General features: G+C 70.3%; 17 protein-coding genes. 7 read left to right on the forward strand and 10 right to left on the reverse strand.

Annotated features, from left to right (window positions below):
* Nucleotides 1-5: 5 nt before the first annotated feature.
* The 4 genes from glgX to BKA24_RS15165 form a co-directional block, all read right to left on the reverse strand.
* Nucleotides 6-2,216 carry a glycogen debranching protein GlgX gene (glgX, locus tag BKA24_RS15150; RefSeq protein WP_184220124.1) on the reverse strand — a complete coding sequence of 737 codons (2,211 nt, stop codon included), beginning with the start codon at nt 2,214-2,216 and terminating at the stop codon, nt 6-8.
* A gap of 95 nt (nt 2,217-2,311) precedes the next feature.
* A complete protein-coding gene (locus BKA24_RS15155) occupies nt 2,312-2,785 on the reverse strand; it encodes a glutaminase (protein ID WP_184220127.1) in 474 nt (157 codons plus the stop codon).
* 32 nt (nt 2,786-2,817) lie between these two features.
* On the reverse strand, nt 2,818-3,522 hold the full coding sequence (locus BKA24_RS15160) for a GTP pyrophosphokinase (RefSeq protein ID WP_184220130.1): 705 nt from the start codon (nt 3,520-3,522) through the stop codon (nt 2,818-2,820).
* A gap of 23 nt (nt 3,523-3,545) precedes the next feature.
* On the reverse strand, nt 3,546-4,559 hold the full coding sequence (locus BKA24_RS15165) for a LacI family DNA-binding transcriptional regulator (RefSeq protein WP_184220134.1): 1,014 nt from the start codon (nt 4,557-4,559) through the stop codon (nt 3,546-3,548).
* A gap of 151 nt (nt 4,560-4,710) precedes the next feature.
* Between BKA24_RS15165 and BKA24_RS15170 the strand changes: the two genes are divergently transcribed.
* From BKA24_RS15170 to BKA24_RS15185, 4 genes are read left to right on the forward strand one after another with little or no spacing between them, the layout of a single operon-like run.
* Nucleotides 4,711-6,000: an ABC transporter substrate-binding protein gene (locus BKA24_RS15170; protein ID WP_184220137.1), complete on the forward strand. Its 1,290-nt coding sequence runs from the start codon at nt 4,711-4,713 to the stop codon at nt 5,998-6,000.
* Between the two features lie 17 nt (nt 6,001-6,017).
* Nucleotides 6,018-7,019: a carbohydrate ABC transporter permease gene (locus tag BKA24_RS15175; RefSeq protein WP_184220140.1), complete on the forward strand. Its 1,002-nt coding sequence runs from the start codon at nt 6,018-6,020 to the stop codon at nt 7,017-7,019.
* Between the two features lie 8 nt (nt 7,020-7,027).
* On the forward strand, nt 7,028-7,903 hold the full coding sequence (locus tag BKA24_RS15180; RefSeq protein ID WP_184220143.1) for a carbohydrate ABC transporter permease: 876 nt from the start codon (nt 7,028-7,030) through the stop codon (nt 7,901-7,903).
* A gap of 1 nt (nt 7,904) precedes the next feature.
* Nucleotides 7,905-10,205: a beta-xylosidase/alpha-l-arabinosidase gene (locus BKA24_RS15185; RefSeq protein ID WP_184220146.1), complete on the forward strand. Its 2,301-nt coding sequence runs from the start codon at nt 7,905-7,907 to the stop codon at nt 10,203-10,205.
* 67 nt (nt 10,206-10,272) lie between these two features.
* On the opposite strand, the gene arfA is transcribed toward BKA24_RS15185, so the two are convergent.
* Genes arfA through xylA form a run of 5 tightly spaced genes read right to left on the reverse strand, consistent with a single transcriptional unit; the run spans nt 10,273 to nt 16,211 of the window.
* Nucleotides 10,273-11,784: an arabinosylfuranosidase ArfA gene (arfA, locus tag BKA24_RS15190; RefSeq protein WP_184220149.1), complete on the reverse strand. Its 1,512-nt coding sequence runs from the start codon at nt 11,782-11,784 to the stop codon at nt 10,273-10,275.
* 41 nt (nt 11,785-11,825) lie between these two features.
* The gene (locus tag BKA24_RS15195; RefSeq protein WP_184220152.1) at nt 11,826-12,917 is read right to left on the reverse strand and encodes a Gfo/Idh/MocA family protein; all 1,092 of its coding nucleotides are present in this window, start codon (nt 12,915-12,917) and stop codon (nt 11,826-11,828) included.
* A complete protein-coding gene (locus BKA24_RS15200) occupies nt 12,896-13,597 on the reverse strand; it encodes a ThuA domain-containing protein (protein ID WP_246367451.1) in 702 nt (233 codons plus the stop codon). The genes BKA24_RS15195 and BKA24_RS15200 overlap by 22 nt, the downstream gene beginning before the upstream one ends.
* A complete protein-coding gene (locus BKA24_RS15205) occupies nt 13,594-14,994 on the reverse strand; it encodes a xylulokinase (RefSeq protein ID WP_184220158.1) in 1,401 nt (466 codons plus the stop codon). The genes BKA24_RS15200 and BKA24_RS15205 overlap by 4 nt, the downstream gene beginning before the upstream one ends.
* Nucleotides 14,995-15,023: 29 nt before the next feature.
* A complete protein-coding gene (gene xylA / locus BKA24_RS15210) occupies nt 15,024-16,211 on the reverse strand; it encodes a xylose isomerase (RefSeq protein WP_184220161.1) in 1,188 nt (395 codons plus the stop codon).
* Nucleotides 16,212-16,344: 133 nt separating this feature from the next.
* Here xylA and BKA24_RS15215 point away from each other — a divergent pair, with 133 nt between their 5' ends.
* The 3 genes from BKA24_RS15215 to BKA24_RS15235 all read left to right on the forward strand — a co-directional run bounded on the left by BKA24_RS15215 (nt 16,345) and on the right by BKA24_RS15235 (nt 23,109).
* Complete coding sequence (locus BKA24_RS15215; protein WP_184220164.1) at nt 16,345-17,352, forward strand: LacI family DNA-binding transcriptional regulator; 1,008 nt, start codon at nt 16,345-16,347, stop codon at nt 17,350-17,352.
* 132 nt (nt 17,353-17,484) lie between these two features.
* Nucleotides 17,485-21,831, forward strand: a complete 4,347-nt coding sequence (locus tag BKA24_RS15425; RefSeq protein WP_343066144.1) for an endo-1,4-beta-xylanase — start codon at nt 17,485-17,487, stop codon at nt 21,829-21,831.
* 108 nt (nt 21,832-21,939) lie between these two features.
* On the forward strand, nt 21,940-23,109 hold the full coding sequence (locus tag BKA24_RS15235; protein ID WP_184220167.1) for an ROK family protein: 1,170 nt from the start codon (nt 21,940-21,942) through the stop codon (nt 23,107-23,109).
* A gap of 16 nt (nt 23,110-23,125) precedes the next feature.
* Here the strand turns inward: BKA24_RS15235 and BKA24_RS15240 are convergent, their stop codons facing one another.
* On the reverse strand, nt 23,126-23,821 hold the full coding sequence (locus BKA24_RS15240) for an SDR family oxidoreductase (protein ID WP_184220170.1): 696 nt from the start codon (nt 23,819-23,821) through the stop codon (nt 23,126-23,128).
* Between the last annotated feature and the right edge of the window lie 40 nt (nt 23,822-23,861).

A 23,861-nucleotide genomic window follows, 5' to 3' on the forward strand; every position in this document is an offset into this window, starting at 1 on the left:
GGCTGTCAGTGCGGCAGTTCGGCCGGAGGCGCCTGCGCAGGGATCACATCGATCGTTCCCGTGAGGGCTGCGAGCGACGCCGCCACCGACGGGTCGGACTCGACGATCTCCTCCTCGTGGTCGCGCAGGACGACGAGGGCCTTCGCCCCGACCGTCACCGAACCGCCGGGTTCGATCACGGGACTGTCCGCCGCCCCGCCGGCCGTGTCGACCAGCACCTCCCAGCGCGGGCTCGCCGTCGCGGTGGGGATGGTGAAGTCGACGGCCTCATCGCCCGCGTTGAAGTACACGAAGAAGTGACGATCGTGGATCTCCTCGCCACGGCGGTCACGCTCGCGGATGCCGTCACCGTTGAGGAACACGCCGACGGCGCGGCCGAAGCCCGAGTCCCAGTCCTCCGGCTGCATCTCCGAGCCGTCGGGGCGGACCCACGCGATGTCGGGCAGCGGCGAGCCTTCTTCGCGACGCACCGGACGTCCGTCGAAGAAGCGCCGGCGTCGGAACGTCGGGTGGTCCCGCCGCAGCCGGGCGAGCACCGAGGTGAACTCAACCAGGGGCTGGTCGACGGAGCTCCAGTCGATCCAGGTGATCTCGTTGTCCTGCGCGTAGCCGTTGTTGTTGCCGCCCTGGGTCCTGCCGAGCTCGTCGCCGTGCGAGATCATCGGCACGCCCTGGCTGAGCAGGAGCGTCGCGAGGAAGTTGCGCTGCTGGCGCGCCCGCACGGTGAGGATTTCGGGATCGTCCGTGGCACCTTCGACGCCGTGGTTGAACGACCGGTTGTGGGACTCTCCGTCGTTGTTGTCCTCGCCGTTGGCCTCATTGTGCTTCTCGTTGTACGAGACGAGGTCGCGCAGCGTGAATCCGTCGTGGGCGGTGACGAAGTTGATGGATGCCACCGGCCAACGCCCGTCCTGCTCGTACAGGTCAGCCGACCCGGTGAGCCGCAGCGCGAACTCGCCGAGGGTGGAGGGCTCGCCACGCCAGAAGTCGCGAACCGTGTCGCGGTACTTCCCGTTCCATTCCGTCCACTGCGGCGGGAAATTGCCGACCTGGTAGCCGCCGGGGCCGATGTCCCAGGGCTCCGCGATCAGCTTCACCTGGCTCACTACCGGGTCCTGCTGCACGAGTTCGAAGAACGCCGACAGTCGGTCGACGTCGTAGAACTCGCGAGCGAGCGTGGAGGCGAGGTCGAATCGGAAGCCGTCGACGTGCATCTCGAGCACCCAGTACCGCAGCGAGTCCATGATGAGCTGCAGCGTGTGCGGGTTGCCGACGTTGAGGCTGTTGCCCGTGCCGGTGTAGTCGGTGTAGTACCGCTTGTCGTCGTCTTCGAGGCGGTAGTACGCCGCGTTGTCGATGCCGCGCATCGAGAGCGTCGGGCCCATGTGGTTGCCCTCGGCGGTGTGGTTGTAGACGACGTCGAGGATCACCTCGATGCCCGCGGCGTGCAGCGCACGGACCATCGCCTTGAACTCCTGCACCTGCTGGCCGACGCCGCCCGCGGCGGAGTACGTGTTCTGCGGCGCGAGGAACGCGATCGTGTTGTAGCCCCAGTAGTTGGAGAGCTCCTTCTCCTGCAGCGTCGAGTCGTTCACGAATTGGTGCACCGGCATGAGCTCGAGCGCCGTCACACCGATCTTCTTGAGATGCTCGATGACCACGGGATGCGCGATCGCGCTGTAGGTGCCGCGGATGTCCTCGGGGATGTCGGGGTGCGTCATCGTGAGGCCCTTCACGTGGGCTTCGTAGATGACGCTCTCGGCGTACGGCGTCTTCGGCTGGCGGTCGCCCTGCCAGTCGAAGTAGGGGTTGACGACGACGCCCTTCATCATGGCCGCGGCCGAGTCGTCGTCATTGGTCGAGTCGGGGTCGCCGAAGGTGTAGCTGAAGACCGACTGGTCCCACTCGATCTGGCCGTCGACCGCCTTCGCGTACGGGTCCAGCAGGAGCTTGTTCGGGTTGAACCGCTGACCGTTCGCCGGGTCGTACGGGCCGTGGACGCGGTAGCCGTAGCGCTGCCCCGGCTGCACCGACGGGAGGTAGGCGTGCCAGACGAAGGCATCGACGTCGATCAGCTCGACGCGCGTCTCCTCACCGTTCTCGTCGAACAGGCAGAGCTCGACCTTCTCGGCGCCCTCGCTGAACAGGGCGAAGTTCGTCCCGTTCCCGTCGAAGGTGGCTCCCAGCGGATAGGCGGATCCGGGCCATACCTGCATGCGTTCTCCCCAGTTAGGTGGAAGGCCACACTATCCACGCTATGTGTCCGGGCTGGGGCCCTTGACACGACGTCCTCGCGAGGCAGGAGATCGACTCAGCGCAACGACAGCAGATCGTCGAGGTACTCCGCGAGAGCACGCGTCGCTCCGGACGCGCTCCATCGCACCTGCGGGACGCCCGCCGCGAGGGACAGGATTCCCGAGCGTTCACCTCGGTCGACCGCCGCGGGGTCCAGCTCCTCCCACCCGAGGTGGACGACCTCCCCCTCCGCGAAACCGCCCCGATGTGCTGCGGCGGCACGATCGGAGCGCGCACGCTGCGACTCGGCGGTGTACCCGCGCACCGCATCGTGACGCGCGCGCAGGATCTCCCCCGTCGCGAACACCCGGTCATCGCCGATCAGAAGCACCCCGACATGCCAGGCGTCCGTGACGGGCACGATGCGCGGCGCCCGACCCAGGCCGAGCAATCGACGGGATGCCGCCCAGTCGCCCAGCCGCTCGCGCGGCGATCCGGCCAGCCGCTCGCGTGCAGCGTTCAGGATCGCATCGGTCGTGGCATCCGTCATCGTCCCATTGTCGACCCGCACGAGCCGCACTGTCAGACGAAGATCGTTGCGCCCGCGCCCGCGCCCTCGGGCTGCGGCGGCTGCCCGCCGCGGATCTCGCGGTGAAGCCGCTCCATTCGGGCATCGAGCTCGGCGGCGGTGTCCGCGGCATCCTTCAGCCCCGCCAGGAGATCGGCCGGAACCTGGCGTTCGTACTTGTAGTAGATCTTGTGCTCGAGGCTGGCCCAGAAGTCCATCGCGATCGTCCGGAACTGCACCTCGACCGGCACGTCGACCCGACCGGTCGAGAGGAACACGGGCACCTCGACGATGACGTGCAGGCTCTTGTAGCCGTTCTCCTTCGGCACCGCGATGTAGTCCTTGACCTCGCGCACACGGATGTCGTCCTGCGCGGTGAGGAGGTCGAACAGCCGGTAGGCGTCGGTCACGAAGCTGCAGGTGATGCGGATGCCTGCGATGTCGGTGATGCCGGAGCGGATTGACTCGAAGTCGGGGTCGATGCCTTTGCGCTGGATCTTCTCCACGAGGCTGTCGGGAGTCTTCACCCGACTCGAGACGTGCTCGATCGGGTTGTAGTCGTGCATCTCGTGGAACTCCTCGCGGAGGATCGAGATCTTGGTCTCCACCTCCTGGAGCCCGAAGCGATACTCCATGAGGAAACGCTGGAACTCGTCGCGCATCGCCCGGAGGGATGCCGCCGACACGGTGATCTGCTGCTCGTCGAGCGGGGTGGGCATGGCTCCGACGGTACGGGGGCGGCCTACGAGGGTGCTGTGAGCTGCGGTGGCGCGGTCGTGGCGCGCGGAACGAGCGCCGTGGGCAGGCGCAAGTGGGTCTGCTCCGGCGTGCCGCCGCCCATCAATTCGAGGAGCAGAGTGACGGCCTCGGCGCCGAGACGCTGCATCGGCTGGCGCACGGTGGTGAGGGCCGGGGTCGCCTGCGACGCGTCGGGGACATCGTCGAAGCCGACCACGGAGAGGTCGCGAGGGACGGACAGCCCGTGTTCGTGCGCGACGCGGACGACGGTGAGGGCCGACACGTCGTTCGCGGCGAACACCGCCGTGGGGCGGTCGTGGCGACGGAGCAGCCGTGTCGCCGCTTCGCGGGAGATGTCCTGGTCGTAGCTCCCGACGCCCACCAGGGTGGTGTCGAACGGAATGCGGGCGTCGTCGAGTGCACGGCGATACCCGCCTTCCCGAAGCATCGACGACCGCAGGTCGGGGCGGCCGGCGACGAACCCGATGCGGCGGTGGCCGAGCGAGATCAGGTAGGCGACCGCGTGCCGCGCTCCGGCGAAGCTGTCGGACTCTACGGTGGGCAGATCGGCGGGACCGGTGTGGGGATCGATCGCGACCACCGGAACCTCGGCGGACACGTTGACGACCGTGGGAGTGACCATGATGACTCCGTCGACGAGCGTGCCGCTGAGGCGGCTCAGCGAGCGGCGTTCCCACCCTTCGCTGGACACCTGCCGCGACCCGCTGTAGGCGAGCAGGTCGAGCCGGGAGTCGCGGAGGGCGGCACCGACGCCCTTGAGGACTTCTGCCGAGAACGGCTCGAAGTCGGCGACGAGGACGCCGACGACGCCGGTCTGCCGCGCGCGCATGCTGCTGGCGACGAGGCTCGATTCATACCCGAGGTCGGCCACCGCCGTCAGGACCCGCTGAACGGTGTCGGGCGCCACACCGTACCGACCGTTGACGGCTTTGGACACCGTCGCCACGGACACGCCCGCCGCGGCGGCGACATCGTGGATCGTCGCACGGCGCTTCATGGACCGAAGCGTACCCCGATGGAAAACCTTTTCGAAAACGTTTGACGCCAGCGGCAACAATTCTCAGAATGGCGAAGTACCCGACATGCACCGTCGGGCCATCGGCACCTCGATGACCGAGCGTGCACTCAACGAAGAGAATGGTGATCACATGAGGACCAGACGGTTCGCAATGGGGGCCGCGGCCTTCGCCGCCGCAGCGCTCGTGATGAGCGGATGTGCCGCGGGGGGCGGCGACACGGGGAGCGACGGCAACGTCGAGATGACCCTGTGGCAGAACTCGACGACCGGCCCCGGCCAGCAGTTCTGGAAGGACGCCATCGCGGCATTCGAAGAGGAGAACGACGGCGTCACGATCAAGATGCAGTCCGTCCAGAACGAAGACATGGACGGCAAGCTCCAGACGGCGCTCAACGCGGGCGATCCGCCCGACATCTTCCTACAGCGCGGCGGCGGCAAGATGACCGCGATGGTCAACGCCGGCCAGCTGATGGACCTCACGGACCTCATTTCGGATGACATCCGGGGCGAGATCTCCGAGGGTTCGTTCGCCGCTGAGACGTATCAGGACAAGGTGTGGGCGATGCCCCTGTCGGTCCTGCCCGGCGGCTTCTTCTACAGCCAGGACGCCTTCGACGAGGCGGGCATCACCGAGAACCCCACCACGATCGACGACCTCAAGGACGCGGTCGGCGAGCTGAAGGGCACCGGCATCGCGCCCATCGCCCTCGGCGCGAAGGATGCGTGGCCGGCGGCGCACTGGTACTACTTCTTCGCGATCCGCGAGTGCAGCCCGAAGGTGATCGAAGAGACCGGCGACTCGAAGGACTTCAGCGACGAGTGCTGGACGCGGGCCGCGGACGACCTCATCGACTTCGCGGAGACGGAGCCGTTCAACGAGGGCTTCCTCACCACCGCCGCCCAGCAGGGCGCCGGCAGCTCGGCCGGCCTCATCGCCAACCGCAAGGCCGCGATGGAGCTCATGGGCGCCTGGAACCCCGGCGTGATCGCGTCGCTGACTCCGGACGAGAAGCCGCTCCCCGACCTCGCCTGGTTCCCCTTCCCCGAGCTCGACGGCGGTGATGGCGAGCCCGGCTCGATCATGGGTGGCGTCGACGGCTACTCCTGCGCCGCGCAGGCGCCGAAGGAGTGCGCCGACTTCCTCAACTTCATCGCGAGCTCCGAGCAGCAGAAGGCGTACTACCAGGCCTTCCAGTCGCCGCCGGTCAACTCCGTTGCACAGGAAGAGGTCACCGAGCCCTACCTGCAGCAGATCCTCGAGGCGTACAACAACGCTCCGTTCGTGTCGCAGTGGCTCGACACGGTCCTCGGCCAGAACGTGGGCAACGCGCTCAACGTGGCGGTCGTCGACCTGCTCGCGGGCAACAGCGACTCGGGCAAGTTCATCGAGGCCGTGACCGCGGCAGGCGCGCAAGGCTGAGTATGGACACCCGCGAGATGTCCGACACGGACGCATCCGATCTCGCGCAGCACGACGGGGGCGGCATCACGCCGCCCCCGTCCGTGCCGCGAGTACGCCGCAAGCCGCGCGGTCTCGGCTGGGCGGGGCGCCTCGAGGTGCTGCTGCTGGCCGGACCCGCCGTGGTGTTCTTCCTGGGCTTCGTCATCCTGCCGGTCGCCATGGCGGCCTACTACGGGTTCTTCCGCTGGTCCGGGTTCGGCCCGGCGACGGAATTCGTCGGTCTGCAGAACTACATCACGATCTTCAGCGACCCGAACTTCCAGAGCGCGCTCGCCCACAACGGCTTCATCGTCCTGATGTCGATCGTCCTGCAGGGACCGATCGCCATCCTCCTGGCGCTGCTGCTGAACCGGAAGATGCGTGGCCAGTCGGTCATCCGCGTCCTGATCTTCGTCCCCTACGTCATCGCCGAGGTCGTCGTCGGCACCGGGTTCAGCCTCCTGCTGTCGACCAACGGCGCCGCCAACGGGATGCTCGAGAAGCTGGGCCTGGGCGGCCTCGCGCAGGACTGGCTCGCCGACCCGTCGATCGCTATCTGGACACTCATGGCGATCCTCACGTGGAAGTACGTCGGGTTCGCCGTCATCCTCTTCCTCGCCGGGCTCCAGGGCATCCCCGAGGAGCTCTACGAGGCGGCCGCCATCGACGGCGCCTCCTACTGGCAGATCCAGCGCCGCATCGCGTTGCCGCTGCTCGCCCCGACCCTGCGGATCTGGGCGTTCCTGTCGATCATCGGCGCACTCCAGCTGTTCGACCTCGTCTACATCATCTGGGGGCAGTACGTCTCCTCCGTCGCTGGCACCAACACGATGGCGATCTACATGGTCGTGACCGGCCGCAATGCCGGCAACTTCGGCTACGGAAACGCCGTCGCCGTCGTGATCTTCGTGATCTCCCTCATCGTCGCGCTGATCTACCAGCGCTCCGTCCTCCGCCGCGACACCGCCGGTGCCATCACAGAGAGGGGCGTTCAGTGAGCGCCACCATGACCTTGACCACGGCTCCACCGGCAGGCGCCGCCCCGCGCCGCGCGCCGCGTCCGAAGCTGCCGTGGGGCTCCCCCGCCGTCTACTTCATCGCGTTCCTCGTCATCGCGCTCATGCTCGGACCGGTGATCTACATCATCATCGGCGGCTTCCGCTCGAACTCCGCGATCACGGTGGACCCGGCCGGATTCCCCGACCCGTGGAACATCGACAACTACGTCGGCGTCATCACCAGCGGACAGTTCTGGAGCCAGGTCGGCAACTCGACGCTCGTCGCCCTCGCGACGACGGTCGGCGCCGTGGCACTCGGACTGGCCGCCAGCTACGTCATCGCTCGGTACAGCTTCCGCGGCCGGGGTGTCCTCTACGCGCTCTTCGCCGCCGGCCTGATGTTCCCCATCACCGTCGCGATCACGCCGCTGTACATCGTGGTGCGCTCGCTCGGACTCATGAACACCCTTCCGGGGGTCATCCTGCCGCAGATCGCGTTCGCACTGCCGACGACGATCATCATCCTGGTCCCGTTCCTCCGCGCCATCCCCGACGAGATCCAGGAGGCCGCCTATCTCGACGGCTGCGGACGCCTGTCGTTCTTCTGGCGCATGGTGCTGCCGTTGGCCGTCCCGGGTGTCATCACGGTCGGCATCCTCGCCTTCATCGGCAGCTGGAACGCCTACCTCCTGCCGCTGTTCATCCTCAACAACGAGGCGCAGTTCACCCTCCCCCTGGGTGTGCAGGCGTTCTCCTCGCAATACTCCGTCGACACCGCTCGCGTGTTGGCGTTCACGTCGCTGTCCATGCTCCCCGCTCTGGTCTTCTTCAGCCTGTTCGAGCGGCGCATCGTCGGCGGTCTCACCGGCGCAGTGAAGGGCTGACATGACCGATTCCCCGACGCAGGGCTCCGCGCGCGTGCGCGACCTGCTCGCACAGATGACGCTCGACGAGAAGGCCGCGCAGCTCGTCGGCTACTGGGTCGACCAGGGCGGCGAGGTCGTCGCCCCACTCGCCGACGAGATGGTCACGACCACCCGTTACGCCGATGCCACCGCGCACGGGCTGGGGCACCTGACCCGCGTCTACGGCACCCGGCCGGTCGACCCGGTCGAGCGCGCCGACTGGCTCTGGCAGGAGCAGCGGCGCCTCAAGACGGAGACCCGTCTCGGCATCCCCGCGATCGTGCACGAGGAATGCCTGACCGGACTCGCCGCGTGGAAGGCGGCGACCTTCCCCACCCCGCTCGCATGGGGAGCGTCATTCGACCCCGAACTGGTCGCCGAGATGGCCGAGGCGATCGGCGCGTCGATGCGCGAGCTCGGCGTGCACCAGGGCCTCGCCCCCGTGCTCGACGTCATCCGCGATCCACGGTGGGGACGCGTCGACGAGTGCATCGGCGAAGACCCGTACCTCGTCGGCACCGTCGGCACCGCCTATGTCCGCGGCCTGCAGTCGAGCGGGGTGGATGCCACGTTGAAGCACTTCGTCGGATATTCGGCGTCGCAGGCGGCGCGCAACCACGCGCCCGTCCATGCCGGTCCCCGCGAGCTCGCCGACGTCTTCCTGCCGCCGTTCGAGATGGCTCTGCGTGACGGCGGAGCCCGCTCGGTCATGAACTCCTACGCCGAGATCGACGGCGAGCCGGTCGCCGCGAGCGGCCACTACCTCGGTGACGTCCTGCGCGGCTCGCTCGGGTTCGCCGGCCCCGTCGTCTCGGACTACTTCTCCGTCGCGTTCCTGCAGTCCACCCACGGTGTCGCCGCAGATCTCGGCGAGGCGGCGGAGCTGGCGCTGCGCGCCGGCATCGACGTCGAGCTCCCCACGGGAGACGCCTACGCCGCCCCGCTGCTGCAGCGCGTCCGCGACGGGATCCTCGACGAGTCGGTCCTGGACCTCGCTGTGCTGCGCGTCCTGGAGCAGAAGGAGCGGCTCGGGCTGCTGGATGAGACCTTCGACACGGCGCCGACGGAGATCGACCTCGACGCTCCGCGCCACCGCGACCTCGCCCGGCGGCTCGCGGCGGAGTCGGTCGTGCTGCTGTCGAACGACGGGGCCCTGCCCGCTGCTCCCGTCCGCCGCATCGCTCTCATCGGTCCGAACGCCGACTCGTCCGACGCGCTCATGGGCTGCTACTCCTTCGTGAACCATGTGCTCGCCCACCACCCCGGCACTCCCGCGGGCATCGAGATCCCGACTCTGAAGGACGCGCTGCGCGCGGAGTACCCGGATGCCGCTGTCGAGACTGTCGCCGGCTGCGACGTCGAAGGCGACGACCCGTCCGGCATCGCCGAGGCCGTCGCCGCTGCCCGGGGAGCCGAGCTGGCCGTCGTCGTCGTCGGCGACCGCGCAGGCCTCTTCGGCCGAGGCACGGTCGGCGAGGGCAACGACGTCGACGACCTCGAGCTGCCCGGCGTGCAGCGACAGCTCGTCGAGGAGGTCATCGCGACGGGTACTCCTGTCGTCATGGTCGTCCTCTCGGGCCGCCCGTACGCCATCGGGTGGGCCCTCGACGGTGTGGAGCGCCCGGCCGCCGTGCTCCAGGCCTTCTTCCCCGGCGAAGAGGGCGCCGACGCCATCGCCGGCATCGTGTCCGGCCGGACCGTCCCCTCGGGCCGCCTCCCGGTATCGCTGCCGCGGTCCGCCGGCGCCCAGCCCTTCACCTACCTCCACCCGAAGCTGGGCGGTCGCAGTGACATCACGAGCGCCGACCCGACGCCGGTCCGTTCGTTCGGCTTCGGTCTCAGCTACACGACGTTCTCACACGAAGACATCGAGGTGGCAGAGCAGTCCGCCACGACCGACGCTCTCACCGTGTCCGTCACGGTGCGCAACACCGGCCGCGTGGCCGGCGCCGACGTCGTGCAGCTCTACGGCCACGACGTGGTCGGCAGCACGACGCGGCCCGTCGCGCAGCTCCTCGCGTACCACCGCATCACGCTCGGCGCCGGCGAATCCGCACGTGTGCGGTTCGAGGTCCCGGCATCCCGATTCGCCTATGCCGGACGCGACGCCCGCCGCGCCGTCGAGCCGGGACGCGTCGACCTGTGGGTCGGGCCGTCCAGCGCGGACCGCGAGACGGTCGCGTCGGTGGAGTTCACCGGCCCCGTGCATGTCATCGATCCGGACGAGCCCCGCATCGCGACGGCCGACGTGGTGACGCTCGTGGGTGCGACGTCCGCATAGTCCTCGAGAGCCACAAGGGCCCCCGCCGTTCGCACGGCGGGGGCCCTCTTGGCTTCTGGGGACCAGATCACCGCAGCGTGACCACGACCCACGACACCCGCGGCAGTGCGACCCTCACGACGCCGTCGGCGCTCCGGTCGAGGTGGAGCTCGCGGAGCGCGACACGCTCCGGATCCTCGAGCGTGTTCCGCGCGTGCATGTCGTCGTCGGCGAGCACCTGCGCGGTCATCGTGGTCACCTCTCCGAGCAGCGTGAGGTCGATCTCGAGCGTCACCTCTTCGTCGAGGCTGCGATTGACGGCGAACAGTGCCGTCGACCCCGTGGCGGGGTCGTGCGTGGCGACCGCATCGACAATCGGAACGCGACCGTACTGCGCCGTGTCGTACTCGGGCGAGTCGAGCCGGACGTCGAGTGCGCGGCCGCGCGAGAGACGGGCGGACTCCGCGAAGGGGAAGAACGTGGTCTGACGCCAGGCGGGACCGCCGGGCTCGGTCATGATCGGCGCGATCACATTCACGAGCTGGGCGAGGCTCGCCGCCTTGACCCGGTCGGCGTGACGCAGGAGGGAGATCAGCAGGTTGCCCACGACGACGGCATCCATCACCCGATAGCTGTCCTCCAGCAGACGCGGCGCAACGGGCCACTGGTCGATCTCGGTGATCTTGTCGACCTCGGTGAACCGCGACTGATACCAGACGTTCCATTCGTCGAACGAGATGTTGATCCGCTTGTCGCTGCCGCGGGCCGCCCCCACGGCGTCGGCGGTCGCGACGACGCTCTCGATGAAGCGGTCCATGTCGGTCGCGGATGCCAGGAAGCTGCCGTCATCGCCGTCTTTCGGCTCGTAGTACGCGTGGCACGAGATGAAGTCGACGTCCTCGTACGTGCGCTCGAGGACGACACGCTCCCACTCGCCGAACGTGGGCATCTGCGCGCCCGAGCTGCCGCAGACCACGAGCTCGACGCCGGGGTCGACCTGTCGCATCGCCTTCGCCGTCTTCGATGCGATCTCGGCGTACTCGGCCGGCGTGCTCGCGCCGAGCTGCCAGGGGCCGTCCATCTCGTTTCCGAGACACCACATCCGGATACCGTGCGGCTGGGGCGTGCCGTTCGCGGCGCGGCGGTCCGACCAGAACGAGCCGCCGGGGACGTTCGCGTATTCGAGCACGTCGAGCGCCTCGAGCACGCCACGCGTCCCGAGGTTCACGGCGTACATGAGCTCGGTGTCGGTCTTGCGCGCCCAGCGAGCGAACTCATCGAGGCCGATCTCGTTCGTCTCGGTGGAGTGCCAGGCGAGGTCGAGGCGACGGGGACGCTCCTCCCGGGGACCGACACCGTCCTCCCAGCGGTAGCCCGAGACGAAGTTGCCGCCCGGGTACCGCACGGTGGTGACGCCGAGCTCGCGCACGAGGGCCATGACGTCGGTGCGGAAGCCGTCCTCGTCGGCGGAGGGATGCGAGGGCTCGTACAGCCCGTCGTACACGCAGCGTCCCAGGTGCTCCACGAAGGAGCCGAAGAGTCGGCGGTCCACCTCTCCCACAGACAGGCGAGGGTCGAGGGTCACGCGTGCAGTGGTCATTCCGGTCTTCCGTTCGGACGGGATCGGGGCCCCGCTGACGGTCACCGCCAGCGCTCCGGCGGGGTCAGCGGGACGAGGGGCGGCACGTCGACGCGCGTGTCGATCTCGACCCGGCGGTTCTCGCGCGAGGACCGCAGCAGGCTCTCCATCACGTCGAGGACGTGCAGCGCCATGCGAGCGTCGGCGCGGGGGCCCGTCGGCGACGTGAACGCGTCGATGAGCCCGACGCCGCGACCGGCGCCGACGTAGCCCGCCGACGGCGCGACGGTCTCCCAGTCCACCCCGCCGAGTCTGCGGATGCGGACGTCGCCGTCGAACATGTTCGGGTCGGGGACCATGAGCGATCCGGCATCACCGTGCACCTCGATCGGCGGCGCGGACGTCGCGACGCCGTCGAAGCTCGTCACGATGGTCGAGACCGCTCCGCTCGCGTGCTCCAGGAGTCCGCTGACATGCGTGTCGACCTCGACGGGCACGGTCCGGCCGGCGCGCGGGCCCGTCGCGATCGTCCGCTCGGCGCGCATGCGGCGCCCGGCGCCCGAGACGGCGACGACCGGCCCGAGCAGATGGACGAGACTCGTCAGATAGTACGGCCCCATGTCGAACAGCGGCCCGCCGCCGGGCGCGTAGTAGAAGTCGGGGGCGGGATGCCACGCCTCGTGCCCCGGCGAGATCCAGGTCGCGGTCGCCGCGACCGGCCGCCCGAGCGCGCCGTCGTCGATGAGCCGGCGGGCGGTCTGCACCCCGGTGCCGAGGACGGTGTCAGGGGCGCCGCCGAACCGCACGCCGGCGGCATCCGCGGCCGCCACGAGATCCCGCCCCTCCGCGACCGTCATCGTCAGCGGCTTCTCGCCGTAGACGGACCTGCCGGCCGCGATCGCGGCGCGGGCGATGTCCGCGTGCGCAGCAGGGATCGTCAGGTTGAGCACCGTCTGCACCTCGCCACCGGCCATCAGGTCATCGACCGACATCGCCCGGGCGTGCGGAAGGGATGCCGCTGCCTCGGCCGCGCGCGCGGCATCCAGATCCGCAACGGCCACGATTCGCACGGCACTTCCGGCGGCGAACGTGTCGAGGTACTGGCGCGAGATGACCCCGAGCCCGACGATGCCTACGGCGTGCGGCCGGCCCACAGCAGGCCCCTCTCGATGATGGTGCGGACATCGGGGTGGCGGAGGACGTCCGGTGAGTGGCCCGGCGTGGCGACGAAGATCCGCCCGGCGCCCCACTCGCGCGTCCACACGGCGGGGCTCACGATCGGCCGATGCCACGGGTGGTAGCTCTGCGTCGGATGCGTCGTCGTAGCCAGCACGTCGATGAGGTCGTCGTGGAGCACCCAGTACTGCTCGGTGTGCAGCGCGAAGTCGCCGATCCCCTGGGTGATCGGGTGCGCGCGGCCGAGATCGGTGATCTCGACGACGTAGTCGAGGTAGTTGTCGCGTTCGTCGCCGGGGCGTTCGTCGGGCTGACGCCCGGGGTGCGTCGCGAACTGGCCGCCGACGAGCTGGAGGTAGTCGGCCTCGTTGCGGAAGGAATCGGCGATCCCGCCGTGCCAGCCGGCGAACCCGGCGCCCGCGGCGACGGCGTCGCGCAGCCCCTTGCTCGCCTCGCGCGAGATGGTCGACATCGTCACGCACTGGAGGATGAGGTCGACGTCCGCCATCGCGGCGCCGTCGGCGTACACCTCCGGGCTGTCCTCGACCCGCACCTCGAAGCCCTGCTCCCGCAGGAACGGCAGGAACAGCTCGGTCGCCTCGACGGGGTGGTGCCCGTCCCACCCGCCGCGGACGACGAGCGCGTGACGCCCGGTCAGCGGGCCTCCTCCGCGCGGCGCAGCGCGACGCGATCGTACTGCTCGCGCACGAGCGGGCGAGGGTCGGATGCGGCCTCCCGATCCATGTCGACGGACCATTCCGGCCAGGCGCCGGCGAGGACGGCCGCGGCCTGCAGCGCGGCACCGCGGGCGACGTACTCGCCGGGGGCGGGGACGGCGACGGGAACGTCGAAGACCTGCGCGGCCGCGGCCGCGACGGCGGGATTGCGCGCGGCGCCGCCGACGAGGAGGACGCGCTCTGCGGTCACGCCGAGCGCCCGGATCGCGTCGAGGCCGGTCGCAAGACCCGCGAGCATCCCCTCGACGGCGGCGCGGGCCAGGTTCTCGCGGGTCGTGTTCTCCAGCGAGAGGCCGGACAGCGACGCACGCGCCTGCGGCAGGTTCGGCGTCCGCTCGCCCTCGAACCACGGCACGAGGACGACGCCGCCGGCACCGGGCTCAGCGGCGGCGGCGAGGTCGGTGAGGCCGTCGTGGTCGACGCCCAGCAGCCGCGCGGTCGCATCGAGCACCCGCGCCGCGTTGAGGGTCGCGACGAGCGGCAGGAACCGGCCGGACGCGTCCGCGAATCCGGCGACCGTTCCGGTCGGGTCGACGGTGCGCGTCTCGCTGACGGCGAAGACGGTCCCCGACGTGCCGATCGAGACGACGACGTCGCCGGCGCGGGCGCCCACGCCGAGCGCCGCGCCCGCGTTGTCGCCGGCGCCGGGGGCGACGCGGCGACCGTCGGCGTCGGCCACATGACCGAGGGCCGGCAGCACGCGCGGCAGGATCGCGTCGCGACCGAGGGCGGCGACGAGCAGGTCGCGGTCGTAGTCGCCGCTGGACGGGTCCCAGTACCCGGTCCCCGATGCGTCCGAGCGGTCGGTGATCAGCTCGGCGAGGTCGGGACGGTCGGGCCCGAAGCCCCGCAGCCGCCATGTGAGCCAATCGTGCGGGAGCGCGACGGCCGCCACCCGCGCGGCGTTGTCCGGTTCGGCATCCCGCAGCCAGCGCAGCTTCGTGATCGTGAAGGATGCCACGGGGACGAGCCCGCTGCGCTGCGCGAGCTGCTCGGCGCCGAGCTCGGTCGTGAGGTCGGATGCCGCGCCCGCCGAACGGGTGTCGTTCCACAGCAGCGCGTCACGCACGACGCGGCCCGCGTCGTCGAGCGCGACCATGCCGTGCTGCTGGCCGCCGATCGACCAGGCGGCGACGTCCCCCATTCCGCCGGCGTCCGCGATCGCCGCCTGGAGCGCGATCCACCACGCCTCGGGATCGACGGACGTGCCGTCCGGGTGCGTGGCCCGCCCCGTCCGGAGAATGGCGCCGGTCGCGGCATCCGCGATCACGACCTTGCACGACTGCGTCGACGAATCGACGCCCATCACCAGGACCATCAGGTCACTCTCCGACGGGGCGGGGCGGGTCAGCGAGCGCCGAGCAGGTGCTCGGTCGCGAGCTGCTGCAGTCGGACGAACCCGCCGCCCTTGCCGCCGAAGTAGGCCGCCGGGTCGAAGTCCTCGTAGGCCGAACGGTCGGCGAGGAAGTCGTCGTAGGTCTCGCCCGGGTTCAGGGTCGGTGTCGACAGCTCGTCCACCTTGGCCGCGGCGAGCGCCTCTTGCACCTCGGGGTCGGCGCGGAACGCCGCCGCCCGCTCCTTGAGCAGCAGGTAGGTGCGCATGTTCGCCGCCGCGGACTCCCAGACGCCGGTCTCGTCCTCGGTGCGGCTCGGCTTGTAGTCGAAGTGGCGGGGGCCCTCGTACGCGGGGATGCCGCCGGGGCCGCCGTTCTCGAGCAGGTCGACGAGCGCGAACGCATTGTGCAGGTCGCCGTGACCGAACACGAGGTCCTGGTCGTACTTGATGCCGCGCTGACCGTTGAGGTCGATGTGGAAGAGCTTGCCGTGGTACAGCGCCTGCGCGATGCCGGCGGCGAAGTTCAGGCCCGCCATCTGCTCGTGGCCGACCTCGGGGTTGAGGCCCACGAGCTCGGGACGCTCGAGCGAGTCGATGAAGGCGATGGCGTGACCGAGCGTGGGCAGCAGGATGTCGCCGCGCGGCTCGTTCGGCTTCGGCTCGATGGCGAACTTGATGTCGTAACCCTTGTCGGTGACGTAATCGCCGAGCAAGTTGACGGCCTCGCGGTAGCGCTCGAGCGCCTGCCGGATGTCCTTCGCGGAGTCGTATTCGGCGCCCTCGCGGCCACCCCACATCACGAACGTCTTGGCGCCCAGCTCGGCACCGAGGTCGAGCTGACGGAACACTTTGCGAAGGGCGTACCGGCGCACGTCGCGGTCGTTCGCGGTGAAACCGCCGTCCTTGAAGACGGGGGCGCTGAACAGGTTGGTCGTGACCATCGGCACGATGAGTCCGGTTGCATCGAGCGCACCCTTGAGGCGGTCGATCTGCGTCTGACGTTCGGCGTCGGTGGACCCGAAGGCGAACAGGTCGTCGTCGTGGAAGGTCAGGCCGTACGCGCCGAGCTCGGCGAGCTTCTCGACCGCGTGCACGACGTCGAGAGCGGGGCGGGTCGGGCCACCGAACGGGTCGGCGCCGTTGTAACCGACGGTCCACAGACCGAAGCTGAACTTGTCGGCGGGGGTGGGGGTGGGCATGACGCTCCTTCGCGAGCCGGTAAATGTTGCTGACAACAACGTATCCCATCCCCGGCGGCGCGCCAACCCTCCATTCCTCCGGCGCGAGGTGGCATGATCGGGTCCGCCATCTCCCGTCGACGTGAGGAAGCCGATGTCCGATCACCCCCGCGTCACGCTCGCGATGATCGCCGCCGAAGCAGGCGTCTCGAAAGCCACCGTGTCGAAGGTCCTCAACGGCCGCACCGATGTCTCGGCAGGCACGCGATCGCGCCTCGAGAGGCTGCTGCAGAGCCACGGCTACCGGCGCCGCCCCGCGGCATCCCCCTCCCGCACGATCGAAGTGGTCCTGTCCGATCTCGACGCGGGCTGGTCGCTCGAGGTCACCGGCGGGATCGAGCGCACCGCGCACGAGGCGGGCTTCTCCGTGATCCTCACCGTGAGCGGAGATCGTCATGCCCCCGCGGACGAGTGGCTCGACGGCGTGCTGCTGCGCCGCCCGGCGGGCGTCGTGCTCATGTTCGCCGACCTTCCCCGGGAGCAGCGAGAGAAGCTGCGGGCACGGGGGATGCCGTTCGCCATCATCGCCCCGTCAGGCGATCCCTCGCCCGGGGTCCCCTCGGTGGGCTCAGCGAATCGCGACGGCGCGTTCGCGGCGACGCGTCACCTCATCGAGCTGGGGCATCGTCGGATCGCCGCGATCACCGGTCCGCGCGACATGATGTGCTCCGTCGCCCGCCTCGAGGGCTACCGGGAGGCCATGGCCGCCGCCCGTCTTCCCGTCGACCCGGACTGGGTGCGTTTCGGCACCTTCCTCCCGGCAGGCGGCGAAGTGCACGCGCGTGAGCTCCTGGCGCGGCGGGACCGGCCCACCGCCGTCTTCGCCGGCAGCGACCTGCAGGCGCTGGGGGTGATCGCCGCCGCGACCGCGACAGGGCTGGCCGTGCCAACGGATCTCTCGGTGGTGGGCTACGACGACATCGCCCTGGCTCGGTGGATGAGCCCGCAGCTCACCACCGTGCACCAGCCACTCGCACGCATGGGGGCCGAGGCGGCGCGCATGGTGCTCCATCTCGCGGAAGGCGGGGTCGCCGATTCTCGGCGCATCGACCTGCCCGCGCGTCTGGTCGTCCGAGGCAGTTCGGCACCCGTGGCCGCCTGACGCACCGGATCGCGCGAACCGTCCGAAACTCGGGGCTCAGGTTTCGTAACGGTTCCGTCTCGGCAGGTCCTGCGGGCGGCGGACCTGCATATGTTTGCGGCGCCGACAAATAACCCGCGCAAAGGAGCGCTCGTGAACCCCCGCCCCCGACGCCTGACCGTTTCCGCCGTCCTCGCGGCAACAGCCCTCATCGCCGCGCCCCTGGCCCCTGCCGCAGCGGCCGCCGAGCCGCCTCCACCGATCGTGTCCGCCTCGTTCGACGACGGCACCCTCGGCGCCGGCCTCGCCCAGAGCGGCGGAGGCGCCGGGACACTGACGTTCGCCGACGGCGCACTCGTCGTCAACGATCGGACAGCCGACTATGTCGGCATCCAGACCGCTCCCGGCGTCCTCGAGCCGGAGACGCAGTACACCGTCAGCGCGAAGGTCCGGCTCGCGCCGGGCACACCGGCGACGTCCGCCCGCTGGGTCGGCTTTCCCGGCTACAGCTGGATCGGCAACAGCGCCGTGACGGCGGATGCCTGGACGACGATCGCGGGCACCTGGACCAGCCCTGCGGCAGCCGCCGACGAGACGAAGATCTACCTCGGCACGGGCGACATCGCCGGGACGAGCGGCTATACCTTTCTCGTGGACGACGTGCTGATCACCGGCCCCGCCGCCACCGAACCCGGGCCCGATCCCGACGTCGTCCCCGGCGGCGCGGTGAATCCCACCACCACTCCCGTCGCGACGGCTCTCGGCACCGGAGACGTCGCCGCGCTCACCTTCGACGACGGCCCGAACGGCGCGACGACCGCGGCCCTGCTCGACTACCTCGGCGAGAAGGACATCTCAGCCGTCTTCTGCGTCATCGGTCAGAACATCCAGGCCGAGGGGGGCGCCGCGCTGCTGAAGCGCATGGTCGCCGAGGGTCACACGCTCTGCAACCACACGACCGGGTACGCCGACATGGGCTCGTGGTCCGCGGATCGCATCCGCACCGATCTCGTCGAGAACCTGCGCATCATCCGTGACGCGCTGGGCGACCCCACCGCAGCCGTGCCGTTCTTCCGCGCTCCCAACGGCAGCTGGGGCGCGACGCCCGGCGTCGCCGTCTCGCTCGGCATGCAGCCCCTCGCCGTCGTGAACACGATCTCGGACTGGGAGGAGACCGACGCGGACGTCCTCACCGCCAACCTGCGGACCGCGATGAAGCCGGGGCAGGTCGTCCTCGTCCACGACGGCGGCGGCGACCGCGACCCGTCGCTGCAAGCCGTCCGGACCGTCGTCGACGAGCGTCTCGCCGCCGGATGGCAGTTCACGCTCCCCACCGGGACCCCCGGTGCGGACGCCCCCACAGACCCGACCGACCCCACCGAGCCCGGCACGCCGGCGCCCGGCACCGTCCTCGTGGACGACGACTTCGACGACGGTACCGTCGGCGCCTGGACCGCACGCGCGGGCTCGGGCGACTCGAACCCGACGGTCTCGGCGGTCGCGGGCGGCGCCGCGGGCACGGCGTACGCGGCACAGGTCTCCGACCGCACGCACGAGGGCGACGGCATGCAGCTCGACGTCGTCGACACGCTCCTCCCCGGCCAGACCTACCGCTTCTCCGCTCAGGTGCGCTTCGCGCCGGGTGCCGACCGCGGACAGGGCCTCACCGTCTCGATGCGCACCGTCAACGGCGGCTCCGTGTCGTTCACGAACCTGCTGCAGGCCGACAGCGCCTCCGCCGGCGAGTGGACCACCGTGAGCGGTGACATCACGATCCCCGGCTACGACAGCGCGGCCGAGCTGTACGTCGAAGCGCGCTACAACTCCGGCAACACGTCGACCTTCCTCGTCGACCAGATCACGGTCGCGGTGCCCGAGGAGAACGACATCGACCTCAGCCTCGTCCCGCTGAAGGACACCGTCGACTTCCCGGTGGGCGTCGCGATCGACGAGCGCGAGACGACCGGGTCGGCGGCTGACCTCCTGGAGCACCACTTCGACCAGATCAGCCCCGAGAACCACATGAAGGTGGAGGCCTGGTACGACGAGGATCGCCGCTTCACGCGGCACTCGCAGGCCACCGCGCTGCTCGACTACGCGCAGCAGAACGACCTCCGGCTGTACGGGCACGTCCTGCTGTGGCACTCGCAGACCCCGGCCTGGTTCTTCCAGGATGCCGACGGGCGTGAGCTGACGGCATCCGCCGCCGACAAGGAGCTGCTGCGGGACCGTCTCGCGACGCACATCGATGATGTCGCCGCCTCCATCGCGGACGACTACGGACTGTTCGGCTCGCCGACGAACCCGCTCGTGGCGTGGGACGTCGTCAACGAGGTCATCTCCGACCAGGCGACCCCGGACGGCCTGCGCACGAGTCGCTGGCACGATGTGCTCGGCGAGGAGTACATCGGTCTGGCCTTCCGGCTCGCCGACGAGGCCTTCAACGACCGGTACGCCGCGCCCGGGACCGACCGCCCGGTGAAGCTGTTCATCAACGACTACAACACCGAGCAGGACCGCAAGGGCGCGCAGTACGCGGCGCTCGTGAACCGGCTGGTGGATGACGGCGTCCCGATCGACGGCGTGGGGCACCAGTTCCATGTCTCGGTGAACACGCCCGTCTCGGCACTCGCGGGTGCGCTCGACCGCTTCGCGGGCCTGGGCCTCGCGCAGGAGGTCACCGAGCTCGACGTCACCGTCAACCCGGCGACCGAACCGAACATCATCCGGCAGGGCTATTACTACCGCGACGCGTTCCGGCTGTTCCGCAGTTACCACGCTGCGGCCCCCGCCGCCGAGAAGCTGTTCGCCGTCACCGTCTGGGGTCTGACGGACACCCGGTCGTGGCGCGCAGAGCAGGCGCCCCTGCTGTTCACGGGCGACCTCGCGGCGAAGCCGGCGTACTACGGCGCCATCGACGACGCGGACGGCATCCCCGCCCTCGTCACGACCGCGGACGTGTTCGGCGGCGACGTCCCGCTCGACGACGACTTCACGGAGTCGATCGCGTGGCGGAACCTGCCCGAGAAGACGCTGATCGGCTCGGCCGGTGGCGGCTTCCAGACCCGCTGGAACGACGATCACCTCACGGTGTTGGTGCGGAGCGAGGTCGAGCCCGACCGGATCGACTTCACGTACGGCGACGAGGAGGTCCGCTACGGCGGGAACGGCGCGCTCGAGGGACGCACGGCCGAGGTCGACGGGGAGTTCCTCTCGGTCATCCACCTGCCGCACACCGCACCGACGGTCGGCGCCACGGCCGCCTTCGATCTGCGGATCGTGGCCGGCGGCGACGTCGTCGGCTCGTGGAACGAGGCGGGCGCGACCGGCCGGCTCACCTACCTGGAGCCGCTATCGTTCCTGGAGATCCCCCAGGGCGGCGAGGTCGAGATCGACGGCGAGGTGGATCCCGCGTGGGCGGACGCCGCGACGGCTCGCACCGCGACGCGCGTCGAGGGCAGCGCCGACGGCGCCCAGGCGGACGTGCGCACGATGTGGCGGGGCAACACGCTGTACGCCCTGTTCGAGGTGACGGACGCGGAGATCGACGGGTCCAACAGCGACCCGTGGAACCGCGACGGCGTGGAGATCTTCCTCGATCTCGGCAACGCGAAGAACGGCCCCTACGGGCCGAACGACACGCAGATCCGCATCACTGCCGACAACGATGTCTCTTTCGGCACGGGTGATGCCGCGCTGCAGCAGGCGCGCCTGCTCGACAGTGCGACGGCCAGGTCGGCCGACGGCTACGTGGTGGAGGCGGCGGTCGCGCTCGTCGGGCAGTCCGGCGGTCAGAGCGACGTGCCGCTCGGTGGCGAAGACACGTTCCACGGCATCGACTTCCAGGTCAACGACGGACGCGGCGGCTCCCGCTTCGCCGTTCACACCTGGGCGGAGCCGACCGGAACGGGCTACCAGACCACGGCCCGCTGGGGCGTCGCGCACCTCGTGACGGAGTCCGGCGAACCCGGTCAGCCCGGCGAACCCGGCGAACCCGGCGAACCTGGCGAGCCCGGTGAGCCCGGCGAACCTGGTCAGCCCGGCGAACCCGGTCAGCCGAGCGAGCCCGGCGAACCCGGCGAACCCGGTCAGCCGGAGGAACCAGGGGCCGACGAGGAGTGGGCGCAGATCGACGTCGGCTCGGGTCGGGTCTCCCGCGGCGACGAGCTCGAGGTCCGCGTGAGCGGCCTGGAGCCCGGGCAGCGGATCGGCGCGACCCTGTTCAGCGACCCGATCGTCGTTCGCGGCATCCCCGCCGCAGACGAGGACGGCGAGATCGCCTTCACGGTGGCCATTCCGGCTGACTTCGAGCTCGGCGCGCACACGCTCGTCGTGACCTCCGCGGGGCTGGCGGACATCCGCGTTCCGATCACGGTGGTGGCGGGGCGGGCGCTCGGCGCCACCGGCAGTCAGCTGCCCTGGGGCGTCGCTCTGCTGGGCGCGCTCCTCGTGACGACGGGCGGTCTGCTGTCGGTGATCCGCAAGCGCCGCGTCGCCTGACCGCGGATCATCGCGGAGGGGGTCCCGGACGCCGGGGCTCCCTCCGCGATTTTGCCGCAGAGGGCAACAAACCTCGGTGCGGGCGGAGCGCTTGGCTATGGTGATCACGTGAGCGAGCAGGGTCGAACGATCGAGTCCGTGCGGCGAGCGAACCTGGGCGGCATCCTCGGCATCGTGCACCGCGAGGGACCGCAGTCGCGTGCCGCGCTGACCGAAGCGACCGGCCTCAACCGGTCGACGATCGCCGACTTGGTGGGCACGCTCGTGACCTTCGGCCTCGTCGAGGAGCGCGCACCGGATCCGTCGCACCGCGTCGGCCGCCCCTCCCCCATGGTCGCCGTGCATCCGCGGGTCGTCGCGATCGCGGTGAACCCCGAAGTGGACGCCCTCGAGATCGCCGCCGTCGGCCTCGACCGCGAGATCCGCGCTGTCGTCGTCCTGCCGCAGGACGCCGTGCTGAGCCCGGATGACGCCGCTCGCCTCGTCGCCGAGCAGGTCGACACCTGGCGTGCCAGCGAACTGGCCGACGCCCGCATTCTCGGCGTCGGACTCGCCGTGCCGGGCCTGGTCCGCAGCGACGACGGACTCGTCCGCGACGCTCCGCACCTCGGCTGGGTCGACACGCCGCTCCGCGACATCGTCGCACAGGCGACCGGACTCCCCGTCGTCGTCGGCAACGACGCGACCCTCGGCACGCTCGCTGAGCACCTGTTCGGCGCCGCGCGCGGCATCGATCAGGTCGTCTACCTCAACGGCGGTGCGAGCGGTATCGGCGGCGGCATCATCGTGAACGGGATGCCGGTGCTCGGCGCCGGCGGCTACGCCGGCGAGTTCGGCCAGAACCGTCCCGGCATCGCCACCCTCGCCGATCGCCGTGCCCGCGACGGCGTCCTCGAGGACGAGGTGAGCCGCGCCCGACTCCTCGCCGTCGTCGGGCTCACCCGGGCGGACGACCGAGAGCTGGCATCCGCTCTGACATCAGCGGCGGGCACGCCGTCGGTCGCCGGCGAGATCGATCGGCAACGGCGCATCATCGCGACCGCGCTGTCGAACGCGGTGAACGTGCTCAACCCGTCAGCCATCGTGCTGGGCGGCTTCCTTTCGGTGCTCGCGGAGCTCGACAACGACGCGCTGGTTCAGGCCGTGAGAGCTCAGGCGATGCCCGCGTGCGGCGAGGACCTGCGCATTCTCCCTGCGGAGCTCGCCGAGCACCGACTGCTCATCGGTGCCGCCGAGTCGGTCTTCGCCGAGGTGCTCGCGAACCCGTCGCCGGCCTGACGGAGTCTCGCTCGGATCAGCGCGGTCCGGGACGGACCGTGAGGTCGCTGATCACCGCATCACGCGGCAGGTCGAGGGCGGTGAGGGTGGCCGTGACGACGGATGCCGGGTCGATCCAGGCGCTGGGGTCGTAGGCGGCGCCTTCCTGCTCGTGCACTTTCGCCTGCATCGGGGTCGCAGTGCGGCCTGGGTAGATCGTCGTGACGCGCACGCCGTGCGGCGCCTCTTCGCCGCGCAGCGCATCGGCAAGCGCCTTCAACCCGTGCTTGGATGCCGCGTACGCCGCCCACTCGGGATGCGCGGTGAGCCCGGCGCCGGAGTTCACGAAGACGATCTGGCCGCGCGCCGCACGAACGCGGAGCAGCAGGAGCCGGGTGAGCTCGGCGGGCGCGACGAGGTTGACGGCGAGCTGCTCGTTCCACGACGTGACGGGCAGGTCGGCGACGTGCCCGAGGTCGACGATGCCGGCGGCGTGCACGATCGCGTCGATGTGCTCGGGCAGGTCGGCTGCCTCGAGCGCCGCTGCGAGCCGCTCAGGCTGCGCGAGGTCGGCGATCACGGCGCGGGATCCCGGCAGCGCGGCGGTGAGCTCCTCGGCGCGAGCGGCGCTGCGGGCGGTGACGATGAGTCGGTCGCCGCGGGCGGCGAGGCGCTCTGCGAGGAGGCGGCCGATGCCCGAGCCGGCACCGGTGACGACGATGGTGTGCGGCATCCTCCCATCCTCCCATCCACCACGTGCCCGTGACTTCGGG

It is taken from the genome of Microbacterium marinum, from assembly GCF_014204835.1.
Taxonomy (GTDB): Bacteria; Actinomycetota; Actinomycetes; order Actinomycetales; family Microbacteriaceae; genus Microbacterium; species Microbacterium marinum.